Here is a 12,197-nt window from a genome sequence, read left to right as displayed (position 1 = left end):
ATGTATATGATAGAAGGTATAAACATTACTAAAAGATTTGGGGATTTAACGGTATTTGAAAATTTAAATATAAAAGTTGAAAAAGGAGAAGTTCTCGTTATAATTGGAGCTTCAGGGTCAGGAAAAAGTACTTTTTTAAGATGCTTAAACCATCTAGAAAGTATAGATGAAGGTAAGATAATAATAGAAAATGAAGAATTGAATGAGAAAAATAAACATTTGTTAAGAAAAGTAACTACTAAAATGGGGATGGTATTTCAAAATTTTAATTTGTTTCCACATAAGACGGCATTAGAAAACGTTATGGAAGCACCTATTATAGTAAAAAAACAAGAAAAAAATGAGGTAAGAGTAAAAGCAGAAAATTTATTAAAAAAGGTTGGATTAGAAAATAAAATGGATTATTATCCATCAAAACTTTCAGGTGGTCAAAAACAAAGGGTAGCAATAGCCAGAGCACTTGCTATGGAACCAGATATAATGCTTTTTGATGAACCAACTTCTGCATTAGATCCAGAATTAGTTGGTGAAGTTTTAAATGTTATGAAAGATTTAGCAAGTGAAGGTATGACTATGGTAGTAGTAACTCACGAGATGAGTTTTGCTAAAGATGTAGGACATAGAGTGATATTTATGGATGGTGGGAAAATTATAGAGGAAGGTAAACCAAGTGAGATTTTTACTTCTCCAAAAGAGGAAAGAACAAAAGAATTTTTAAAGAAAGTAATATAGGGAAACAAGTTCCAGTTTAAATTAATTTATTAGATTTATATTATCAATTGAGAAAATAAAAGTTGAATTTAGGATATGAAATTAACTGAAGTTATATCCAAAGTTTACAGCCGTGACAAGAAGGACAGGAGTATTAAAATTTATTTTTAATGACTAACAGATTATTTTAGTTAAGAGTGAATAGTGAACAGTTATGGTTATTACTACTTACTTTGCTCCTAGTAATTCTCAACGTATTTTTACAATTAAGAAACTGATGCTCAGTTTCATCAATGATTTTTAATTCTTAACTAACTATATTTGTACTTATTTTTCTCAACTGATAACGAAAAAATAATATATAAATTTAAGTTATAGAGTGCATTCCTATAATTGCTAAAAAATAAAAAATAAAGATATAAAATTTTGACTAAAAATAAGGGGGCTTAATTTATGAATAAAGAAAAAGTAATATTAGCATACTCAGGAGGACTAGATACATCAATCATAATTCCTTGGTTACAAGAAAATTATGATTTAGAAGTCATAGCGGTATGTGTAGATGTTGGACAAGATGATGATATGAAAGAAGTGGAGAAAAAAGCAATAAGAACTGGTGCCAAGAAGGTTTATATAGAAGATGTAAGAGAAGAATTTGTGAAGGAATATGTATATAAAGCATTAAAAGCTGGAGCAGTTTATGAGGATAAATATCTTCTTGGAACTTCTCTTGCAAGACCGCTTATGGCTAAGAGATTAGTAGAAATAGCAAAAATGGAGGGTGCAAAATACATATGTCATGGATGTACGGGAAAAGGAAATGACCAAGTTAGATTTGAAGTAGCAATTGCATCCTGTGATCCACTTATAGAAATTATAGCACCTTGGAGAATGTGGAATATTTCTTCAAGAGAAGATGCGATAGATTATGCTTTAAGCAAAGGTGTAGATGTTCCTGTAACAAAAGAGAAAATATATTCTGTTGACAAAAATTTATGGCATATTAGTCATGAAGGTGGCGATTTAGAAGATCCACAAAATCAGCATAAGTTGGAGTTATACTCTTCAATAACAGCACCAGAAAATGCAAAGGATGAACCTACTTATGTAGAAATTTACTTTGAAAAGGGTGAGCCTAAAAAAGTAGACGGAGTAGAGTTAAATGGAGTGGATTTAATAACTATTTTAAATAAGTTTGGTTCGGAAAATGGTATAGGTATAATTGATATAGTTGAAAATAGACTTGTTGGAATGAAATCTAGAGGTGTATATGAAACCCCTGGTGGAACAATTCTTTATGAGGCACACAGAGAACTTGAAAGATTGACTTTAGATAAAATAACATATCACTATAAACAAGGGTTAGCTTTAAAATATGGAGAGCTTGTTTATGATGGATTGTGGTTTACTACTTTAAGGGAATCTTTAGATGCTTTTGTAGAGAAAACACAAGAAAATGTTACAGGTACAGTTAAATTAAAATTATATAAAGGTAATGTAACAAATGCAGGAGTGTTTACAGAAAATGCCTTGTATGACCAAGGAATATCTTCTTTTGGAGAAAGTGATTTATATAGTCATAAAGATGCTGACGGATTTATAAGATTATTTAGTCTTCCATCAAGAATAAAAGCATTAAAGAAATAAAAATTTTGAATTGGAGGAGATCTTATATGAAGCTGTGGGGAGGAAGATTTAAAGAGAAAGAAAGCGAGCTTATGGAAGATTTTAATAGTTCATTAAGATTTGACAAAAAGCTATATAAATACGATATACAAGGTAGCATAGCACATGTAAAGATGTTAGCGAAATGTAACATTTTAACTGATGAAGAAAAAGATGAAATAATTAAAGGGCTAATTTCTATTTTAAAAGATATTGATGAAGGAAAACTTTTAATTGAAGGAACATATGAAGACATTCATAGTTTTGTGGAAATGAACTTAATTTCAAGAATTGGAGAAGTAGGCAAAAAGCTTCATACTGCAAGAAGTAGAAATGATCAAGTTGCATTAGATTTTAGGCTTTATGCAAAAGATAAGGCTAAAGAAATTATAGAAGAAATTGTGAATCTTAAAGAAGCCATAGTAGAACTTGGTGATGAAAATAATGTACTTATGCCAGGATATACTCATCTTCAAAGAGCTCAAGTAGTTACTTTTAAGTATCATATTATGGCATATTATAATATGCTTGTAAGAGACGAAAAAAGGATGCTAAATGCAATAGAAGTAATGGATGAAAGCCCATTAGGTTGTTGTGCATTAGCAGGTACTACTTATAATACAGATAGAGATTTTACTGCAAAGGAATTAGGTTTTAAAAAGCCAGTAGATAATTTTTTAGATGGAGTTAGTGATAGGGATTTTGCTATTGAAATTTTAAGTGCATGTTCAATAATAATGATGCATTTAAGTAGATTGAGTGAAGAGATTATAATTTGGAGCAGTAAAGAGTTTGATTTTATAGAGATTAGTGATGAATTTTCTACAGGAAGTTCTATAATGCCTCAAAAGAAAAACCCAGATGCAGCAGAATTAATTAGAGGCAAAACTGGTGGTGTTTATGGAAACTTAATGGCATTACTTACTACTATGAAAGGTATACCTTTAGCTTATAATAAAGATATGCAAGAAGATAAAGAAGGATTTTTTAGCGGTACTAACAATGCTATAAGTTGTCTTAAAATAATGAGTGGAATGCTTTCAAGTTTAAAAGTAAATGAAGAAGTTACTAAAAATGCAGTTAAAAAAGGTTTTTTAAATGCTACAGAAGGTGCAGACTATTTAGTTACTAAAGGAATTCCATTTAGGGATGCTCATAGAATAATAGGTGAGATAGTACTTTATTGCGAAGAATATTGTACTACAATAGAAAGCTTAAATTTAAAAGAACTTAAAAAATTTAGTGATGCATTTGATGAAGATATTTATGAATTCATTGACTACGAAAGCACATTAAAAAGAGGGATAAAAAAAGAAATAATTAAATAATATATATGATAATTGAATATACCTAACAATAAAGAGCACATGGTTTAATATGTTTATTCCATGTGCTTTTTTTAATATTTACTAAAAAACACTTTAATAATTTAAAGTATTATACAGGTATGTAATATTACTAATTAAAAATTTAAACTAAAAGTTATATTTTACTTAAAAATTTATTGATTTTTTCAAAAATATTTACTTATATTAATTTAATATTATAAAATAAAATTACTTTAGAAAAGTTAGGGGTGATTAATCATAGATGCTATTGATTTCGAAATTATTAATATCTTAAAAGAAAATAGTAGATCAACTACTTCAGAGATAAGTAAAAGAGTGAAGCTTTCTGTACCAGCTGTATCAGAAAGAATAAGAAAAATAGAATCTGCCGGTATAATTGAGAAATACACAGTAAGGATTAATAGAGATAAAATTAATTATAAACTTTTAGCATTTATTTTTGTTAATATTGATAAAACTGAAAATATAGAAGGATTTAGAAAAGCTATAGTTAAATATAATTCTGTATTAGAATGTCATCACGTTGTCGGTAAATATGATTATTTGCTAAAAATACTTGTAGAAGATACCAACGTTTTAGAAAATTTTATATCTAATAAACTAAAAAAAATAAAAGGTGTAGTTCAATCAAATACAATAATCACTCTATCATCACTAAAAGAAGATATTAATGTTTAAGGCATATTTATTTAATTAATAAAGGATAATTTATTCATTTGTTTTTAAGCATTAAGTTTGAATAAATTAGCTTATATGCCTAAAAGGAGTTAAGATATGTTTTTTAAAGGTTTAAAATTTGGAATGTTATTGCAGTTAGCAATAGGCCCTGTTTGTATTTTTATATTGCAGATGGCTTCCTTAAAAGGTTTTTATATAGCAGAAACTGGAGTATTAGGTGTTACTATAGTTGATGGTCTTTATATCTTTGCGGCTATTTTAGGAATAGCATCTATAATAGAAAAAAGAAAGGTAAAAGTAGGGCTGAAAATATTTGGAGCAATTATACTAATTATTTTTGGATTAAGTACAGTTTTAGGTCAATTTGATATTAATTTTATACCAAGCTTAAGTCTTCAAGGGGCAGGAAATTCAAATAGTGTATTTTTAAAATCTATAATACTTACTGCATCTAATCCACTTACAATAGTATTTTGGGCAGGGGTATTTTCTACTAAAATTATTGAAGAAAATATGAAAAGAAAAGATATTTATATTTTTGGAATTGGTGCTTTAATGGCTACATTAAGTTTTTTAACGTTAGTTGCAGTAGTAGGTACTTTTACAAAAGTATTTTTACCAGCATATGTAATTCAAATATTAAATATAATTGTCGGAGTTTTACTAATTTATTTTGGTGTTAAAATGGCACTTAAAAAAGTATAACAATATAGAAAAAATCAAGGTTAATCCTTGATTTTTTTAGTTTGAAAAGATTATAGTTTGGAATGAATTTTTGATAGTAAAAGAAATAGATTGTATAATATAATAAAACAAGTTGAAAATATTGTAAATTAAAATGAGAAGGGAATATATGAGCTATGTTAACGGAAAGAGAAAAAATGTTGGCAGGAGAAATCTATGATTCAAGAGATCCTGAACTTATTGGTATGTATCACAATGCTAAAAATCTTTTAGAAAAGTTTAATAATGCTCCATCTACAGAGGCAGAATTTAAATTTAATGTTTTAAAGGATTTATTTAAATCTGTAGGGGATGGAGTTTGGATAGAAAAATTTTTTTCCTGTGATTATGGAAAAAATATATCTATTGGTAAGAATACATTTATTAATTATAATTGTGTTTTTATAGATGATAACCTTATAACAATTGGAGAAAATGTTCTTATCGGTCCAGCTGTTCAGATATATACGGCAACTCACCCTATAAATCCATTAGAAAGAATTAAAACAAATTCTTCAAATGGAGCAACATATACAACATTTACTAAATCAGTAAGTATAGGTAATAACTCTTGGATTGGAGGGGGAGCAATTATTTGCCCAGGAGTTACTATTGGTGATAATACAGTTATTGGAGCTGGAAGTGTAGTAACTAAATCTATTCCAAGTAATTGTGTTGCCTATGGGAATCCCTGTAAGGTAGTAGAGAAAATATAAAGTTTTGATATTAGAAAATGTGTACTCTATTTAAATAAAATAAAGTTAGAATTAGGAGGGGTAATTGTGGAAGTTTGGGATATATATGATAAAAATGGCTATAAAACAGGAAAAGTAAAAGAAAAAGGTGAAAAATTAAACAGTGGTGAATACCATTTAGCTATGGAGGCATGGATTATAAATTCAGATTCTAAAATATTAGTACAAAAACGTTCTAACAGATGTGACATATTACCAGGGGTGTGGGGATTAACAACAGGAAGGATGATATCAGGAGAAAATTCTATAGATGGGTGTATTCGTGAAGTCAACGAAGAGTTAGGAATAAAAATTTCTGAAGATGAAATGGAATTTATGCGAAGAATTTTTAGAACAGATTTAATTTGGGATTTATATTTAGTAAGAAAAGATATTGATTTAGAAGAGTTCGTTTTACAAGAAAATGAAGTTGCTGAAGCTAAGTGGATTACAGTTAATGAGTTTAAAGAAATGCTTGAAGAAGGAAGGTTATTTAAATATCCTGAGATTTATGAAATTCTTGATTTAGTTGAAGGTGGTTTTCATTAGATAGTATTTAAAATTTATAGATGGATTAACTTACATATTTAAAATAGAGGATATATTAAAGAAAGTTAATGCCTTAATATATCCTTTTGTTTATAAGTTTAAAATAAGATGTGAGCTACAATTACAATGACAGGGAGTGTGACTAAAGTACGCTCTATAAAAAGAATCAATAAGTCTTTCATGTTAACAGGAATTTTAGAACCTATTAAAAGTCCACCTACTTCTGACATATATATAAGTTGTGTTACAGATACAGCAGCTACTATAAATTTTGTCATTTCACTTTCTATTGTGGCAGCAGCTATAACTGAAGGTAAAAACATGTCTGCAAAGCCAACTACAAATGTTTGGGAAGCACTTAAGGCTTCAGGTACTTGGAATAATTTAAGTATTGGATAGAATGGCAATCCTAAAAATTTGAAAACAGATGTATATTCTGCAATAATTACAGCAATTGTTCCAATAGCCATAACTACAGGCATTACTCCAAGCCACATTTCTAAAACATTTTGTGTTCCTTCTTTAAATATATCTTTTATATTATTACTTTTAGCTTTTTGAACTGCTAATCTTAAACCCCATTGAGATTTACTATATCCATTTGGAATAACCTCTCCTTTATCCTTTGGAGGAGTGCAATAAGTGTCTTCCTTTCTTGATAGTGGAGGTATTCTTGGTAGTATAATAGCAGCAACTATTCCTGCTAAACAAATAGTTAGGTAATATGGAAGAAAATATTCTTCTAAGCCTACAGTTTGCAATACAACTAAACTAAATGTTATAGAAACGGCTGAAAAAGTAGTACCTATAACAGCTGCTTCTCTTTTGGTATAATATCCTTCTTCATATTGCTTACTTGTAAGCAACACACCTATAGTACCATCACCTAACCATGAGGTTATACAATCTATTGATGAACGTCCAGGAAGATTAAAGATAGGTCTCATTATTTTTGTAAGTAAGGTTCCAACAAACTCAAGTAGGCCAAAGTTTAATAGAAGTGGTAACAGTAGACCTGCAAATAAAAATACAGCAAATAGTACAGGAAGTAGGCTATTTAGAAGTAATCCACCAGTATTTTCAGAGAAAATCCATTCAGGACCTAGTTCAAATAATGTTAATACAACTAAGGTCATACCTATTATTCTAATCCAAAACCATATAGGTTTTACATTAAATAATCCTTTAAGAAATTTATTTTTTTCTAAAAATTTAGGCTTTGCAATTTTAACATAGATAGTAAATAATACACTGGAACATATTATTATAGCAGCAATCGTGGGTAAATATAATTCAAGGTTTGTAGTTATAACCTTTGCAAATATTGCTACAGGTATGGTTATTTGTCCATTAAAAGGTATAGGTATCATAAAAAGAAAAATTCCTAATAATGATGGAATAATGAACTTAAAAATCCCTCTAGCAGTTATAGATTGATTTGATTCCAAAATCATATCCTCCTCAATTTTAAAAATTACTAACTTATACTATTTATATTAAAAAATATAAGTTATTATAAATTTTTAATGTTAAGTTTTATAGTGAAATTTAAATATTCAATTGAAATTAAAGACAATTTTTAAAATTAATATATTTTCTTTGAACAGTATGTTAAGGTTTGATGAAAGAAAAATAATATGTAATAAATCTCTATATTTTGAAAGTGAAATGTAAACAGGTGCTTTAATTAAGTATAAAAATAATAAGAAATATAAATTATATTGACATTTTTATAAATTTAAATTTAAATAGTTAATAAGCATAGGGGGTATAAGATAAGATTAGAATAAAATTTATTCATCAAATTTTTATTATTATTTAAGAAAATAAGTACAACTATAATTAGGTAATAGTTAAGAACATTTAACTATTCACTCTTAACTAAATTAAGTTATTAACTAGCAGCAAAATATTAATCTTAAATTTTCTTATTTGATAAATGAATAAGTTGAAATTTAAAACCCTATAAAATTAACTAAAGAAAAATTGAGGTGATTTTTATGAATTTTAAGCTTTTTGATTTAGTAAATCAGTTAGCTGGTAAAAGCAAACTTATGGATAATATTATGATAATATTTTCAAAATATGTACCTATAATTTTTGCTATAGTAATTCTAGTTTTATATATTTATGGATTTGTTAAAAAAGATAAAAATACTAGAGCTATTGCAATCAACACAGGTGTTTTTACAGTGTTAAATTTATTTTTAAGTGCAATGATAGGAATGGTTTATTACCATCCTAGACCATTTGTTTCACATGATGTAAACTTATTATTTCCACATAGTCCTAACGCATCTTTCCCTAGTGATCATTCAACTTTTACAATGAGTATAGCTTTAGGTATAAATAAATATAGTAAAATTTATGGTGTGATTCTTATAGCTTTATCATGTATTGTAGGAGTATCTAGACTTTATGTTGGTCATCACTATCCTTTAGATGTTATTGGAGCATACATATTAGTTTTTATTACTAACTATTTATATTCAAAATTTCTTAGTAAAAAAGTAGCTAATTTATATTTAAAATTAGAAGGAAAAATACTTAAATAGGTTATAGCTATGATAAGGAGTATAAGTAATGGATTTAATAAGTAATTTCTTTTATGTAGTTTTACATATTGATAAATTTTTAGGAGCCTTTATAGGTGAATATGGATTATTTATATATTTAATATTATTTATAATAATATTTTGTGAAACAGGATTAGTTATAATTCCTTTTTTGCCAGGAGATTCTCTTTTATTTGCTGCAGGAGCTTTTGCTGCGTTAGGTGATTTAAATATAGTAATATTAATTATATTTTTAGGACTAGCAGCAATTTTAGGTGATACTGTAAATTATCATATAGGAAGATATCTAGGGCCTAAAGTATTAAAAGATGATAATAAATTTTTGAAAAAGGAATATATAGATAAAACAAATGAGTTTTATGAAACTTATGGTGGAAAAACAATAATATTAGCAAGGTTTATGCCAATTATACGTACATTTGCGCCTTTTGTTGCTGGTGTAGGAAAAATGAATTATAAAAAATTTATAACCTTTAATGCAATAGGGGGAATAGTTTGGGTAAGCGGTATATTGTTAATAGGTTATTCTTTCGGAAACATACCTTTTGTAGAAAAGAATTTTTCCATAGTGATTATAGCTATAATTATGATTTCATTGCTTCCTGCTGTTTTTGAATTAATAAAAAATAAATTTTTCAAATAGTAGTAGAATTTTATATGATAGTTTAAGAAATAAATAAATTAGCAAATAATTATTTAAATAAAAATCGATGATGATTTAAAATCATTATCGATTTTTTAGCAATTATATAATACAATTATGTGATTTGGATTAATGTGAAAAGTATTTATTAGATAAAATATTTTTAATGATTGGAGAAAGATATGAAAGTAAATTTAAATAGTTTAGGATTAAAAAAACTACCTAATATAAAATATAAACTTGATGAGTTAAAAGAAGTAAGTCTTTATGATAATAATATAGATATTATTCCAGATGAAATTTTTCAAATGAAAAATTTACAGGTTTTAAATATATCAGTGAATAAAGTAAATTGTATAAGTGCAAATATAAAAGAATTATCAAAATTAAAAATGCTAGACTTAGGATATAATGAAATAACTGAAATACCTATAGAATTTAAATATTTAACTGAATTAGAAGATTATTTATATATACATGGAAATAGAATTGTAGAAATACCTACAGAAATTTGCACTTTGCATAAGTTAAAATACTTAAATGCAAGTGAAAACCTGTTAAAAAATATTCCTAATAACATTGGAAATTTAGTGAATTTAATAGAATTAAGATTAATTGATAATAAATTAGAAGGTTTACCGAATTCTATTGGTGATATGACGAATTTAAAAGAGATTCATTTAAAAGAAAATAAACTAAAATATATACCAGATTCTATTGGAAATTTAAAGTTTTTAAGAGTTTTAGATTTAAGTAATAATATGTTAGAAGAGATACCAAAAGAGATTGGTATGTGTAAGAAATTAAGACGTTTAAATCTTAGAAATAACAATATTAATATTTTACCTAAAGATATAGGGAAAATGGAAAATTTATTAGAATTAGATTTAAGAGGAAATAAATTAAAAAAATTACCAAGAGAGTTGCTAAACATAGAAAACTTAGAAAGATTAGATTTGAGATGGAATAGAGAATTAGAAGAAATAGAATGGTTAGATGAGTTAGAAAAAAAGGGATGTATAGTATATAGATAGAAGGGGATAGTTGTGAAAAAAAGATGTATATTGATATTTCCAGAGTTTGAAAATGTAGATGTTATTAATAAAATTAGAAAAGTATATGATCCGTTATATCATAAGGTGAGACCACATATAACTTTAGTGTTTCCTTTTGAAAGTTATTTAAATACAGAAGAATTAAAAAATTATTTATTAGAAACATTAAAGGAGACAAAAGCTTTTAAAATTAGTTTATATGGAATAGTTAAAGTTCAGGATAAATCAGGAAATTATTTATTTTTAAAGGTTATGGATGGTAAAGAAGATTTAATAGGCATTCATACTAATTTATATAAAGATATATTAAAAGAGCATAAACCTAAGTGGTTAAATAACGTTGAATTTATACCACATATGACTATTGGTAACTTTAACAATAAGGAGAGTTTAGAAAATGCATATAAAGAGACTTGTAATATACAAGAAGTTTTCAATACAGAAGTGAAAAAAATTTCAGTGGAGATTATAGATGAAAGTGAACTTTCTATTTTAGAAATGGAAATAGAGTTAAAACAATAATATATACATGAACTTTTAAAGAATAAATATAATATTACAAGGTATTATCAATGTTGGAAGAGAATAGTTTTGATAGAATTTAAAGTATTTATGGGGGATGTTTTATGAAGACTAAAAGCAGTAATAAATGTTTAAATGATGGAGTAAAAAATTTTTTTTATATAATTATTACTTTTATTGCTTATGTTATTTATTGTATAGATGTATCTCACAGTAAATATGAAATTATATTAAAAGTATTGTCAAGTGGAGTTCCAATAATAATAAATATAATTTTAGTAAGTTTATTATTTAAAGTTAACTTTATAAAAGAAAATAAAAAAATTTACACAAATAAAAGAGCATTAATTTCTTTTACTATTTTATATTTAATGAACATTAGTTATAATCTATATATTTTTTCTAGTAACTCTATAAATTATATAAACTTAAAAGAATATTTAATTAAATTTCTACCAAAGCAAATACTTATGTTTTTAATAGTAATTATAATTATGAAGTTTACTAAATGTAGTATTAAAAATTTTAAGTTCAAAGCTAATGCTAAAGAAATTTTTCTTGTGTTGTTACTTTCAGTTGTTATGTTTTTATGCAATCTTGTTGTTTATGGAAGTAATGGAATAAACATATATATTATAAGTAATGGATTTACAATATTAATGTTTAACGTTATACAAGGATTTTTTGTACCAGCTTTAATAGAAGAAATATTATTTAGAGGATTGTTAATTTCAGGATTAAAAGGATTTAGTATAAATGATGAAAGTGTAAATATAATACAATCAATTATTTTTGCAATTACTCATTTTTTTATGTATATCTCTATGGGATGGATAGGAATGCTTGGAATGTCTAATCAAGCACTAATTGGATTTTTATTAGGAAAAATATATTTAAAAACAGGGTCTATTATAATTTGTGCATTATGTCATGTATTAATAAATACACTATATTCAATAATTTGAAATTGTATCAAGTTAATTTATATTTAA

13 protein-coding genes are annotated in these 12,197 nt (G+C 26.1%); 12 read left to right on the top strand and 1 reads right to left on the bottom strand.

From position 1 onward, the window contains the following. The 7 genes from KQI36_RS09195 (at position 1) to KQI36_RS09165 (ending at position 6,409) form a co-directional block, all read left to right on the top strand. Positions 1–732: an amino acid ABC transporter ATP-binding protein gene (locus KQI36_RS09195; RefSeq protein ID WP_280527032.1), complete on the top strand. Its 732-nt coding sequence runs from the start codon at positions 1–3 to the stop codon at positions 730–732. Between the two features lie 432 nt (positions 733–1,164). Then, positions 1,165–2,358, top strand: a complete 1,194-nt coding sequence (locus tag KQI36_RS09190) for an argininosuccinate synthase (RefSeq protein WP_216450650.1) — start codon at positions 1,165–1,167, stop codon at positions 2,356–2,358. A 26-nt stretch (positions 2,359–2,384) separates the two neighbouring features. Continuing rightward, positions 2,385–3,704, top strand: coding sequence for an argininosuccinate lyase (argH, locus tag KQI36_RS09185; protein ID WP_216450649.1), 1,320 nt, complete (start codon positions 2,385–2,387; stop codon positions 3,702–3,704). A gap of 255 nt (positions 3,705–3,959) precedes the next feature. Continuing rightward, positions 3,960–4,403 (top strand): Lrp/AsnC family transcriptional regulator, encoded by a 444-nt coding sequence (locus tag KQI36_RS09180; RefSeq protein ID WP_342357387.1) that lies wholly within the window; start codon positions 3,960–3,962, stop codon positions 4,401–4,403. 96 nt (positions 4,404–4,499) lie between these two features. Then, positions 4,500–5,108 carry a LysE family translocator gene (locus KQI36_RS09175; protein WP_216450648.1) on the top strand — a complete coding sequence of 203 codons (609 nt, stop codon included), beginning with the start codon at positions 4,500–4,502 and terminating at the stop codon, positions 5,106–5,108. Positions 5,109–5,263: 155 nt separating this feature from the next. Further along, positions 5,264–5,842, top strand: a complete 579-nt coding sequence (locus tag KQI36_RS09170; RefSeq protein WP_216450647.1) for a sugar O-acetyltransferase — start codon at positions 5,264–5,266, stop codon at positions 5,840–5,842. 66 nt (positions 5,843–5,908) lie between these two features. Next, positions 5,909–6,409: an NUDIX hydrolase gene (locus tag KQI36_RS09165; RefSeq protein ID WP_216450646.1), complete on the top strand. Its 501-nt coding sequence runs from the start codon at positions 5,909–5,911 to the stop codon at positions 6,407–6,409. 98 nt (positions 6,410–6,507) lie between these two features. Here KQI36_RS09165 and KQI36_RS09160 read toward each other — a convergent pair whose 3' ends face one another. Next, entirely contained in the window at positions 6,508–7,863 is a 1,356-nt protein-coding gene (locus KQI36_RS09160) for a YjiH family protein (protein WP_026022321.1), read from the bottom strand. Positions 7,864–8,409: 546 nt separating this feature from the next. Here KQI36_RS09160 and KQI36_RS09155 point away from each other — a divergent pair. From KQI36_RS09155 to KQI36_RS09135, 5 genes are all read left to right on the top strand, one after another. After that, a complete protein-coding gene (locus KQI36_RS09155) occupies positions 8,410–8,964 on the top strand; it encodes an undecaprenyl-diphosphatase (RefSeq protein ID WP_216450645.1) in 555 nt (184 codons plus the stop codon). 28 nt (positions 8,965–8,992) lie between these two features. Then, on the top strand, positions 8,993–9,628 hold the full coding sequence (locus KQI36_RS09150; protein WP_216450644.1) for a DedA family protein: 636 nt from the start codon (positions 8,993–8,995) through the stop codon (positions 9,626–9,628). 182 nt (positions 9,629–9,810) lie between these two features. Beyond that, complete coding sequence (locus tag KQI36_RS09145) at positions 9,811–10,662, top strand: leucine-rich repeat domain-containing protein (protein WP_244991545.1); 852 nt, start codon at positions 9,811–9,813, stop codon at positions 10,660–10,662. 12 nt (positions 10,663–10,674) lie between these two features. After that, on the top strand, positions 10,675–11,205 hold the full coding sequence (locus tag KQI36_RS09140; protein ID WP_216450643.1) for a 2'-5' RNA ligase family protein: 531 nt from the start codon (positions 10,675–10,677) through the stop codon (positions 11,203–11,205). Positions 11,206–11,309: 104 nt separating this feature from the next. Further along, positions 11,310–12,170 carry a CPBP family intramembrane glutamic endopeptidase gene (locus tag KQI36_RS09135; protein ID WP_216450642.1) on the top strand — a complete coding sequence of 287 codons (861 nt, stop codon included), beginning with the start codon at positions 11,310–11,312 and terminating at the stop codon, positions 12,168–12,170. Positions 12,171–12,197: the final 27 nt, after the last annotated feature.

This window comes from Clostridium senegalense, assembly GCF_018916625.1.
GTDB classification, from domain to species: domain Bacteria; phylum Bacillota; class Clostridia; order Clostridiales; family Clostridiaceae; genus Clostridium_J; species Clostridium_J senegalense.
The sequence above is the reverse complement of the archived record's forward strand: the minus strand, read 5'-3'. Positions and strand labels throughout refer to the sequence as shown.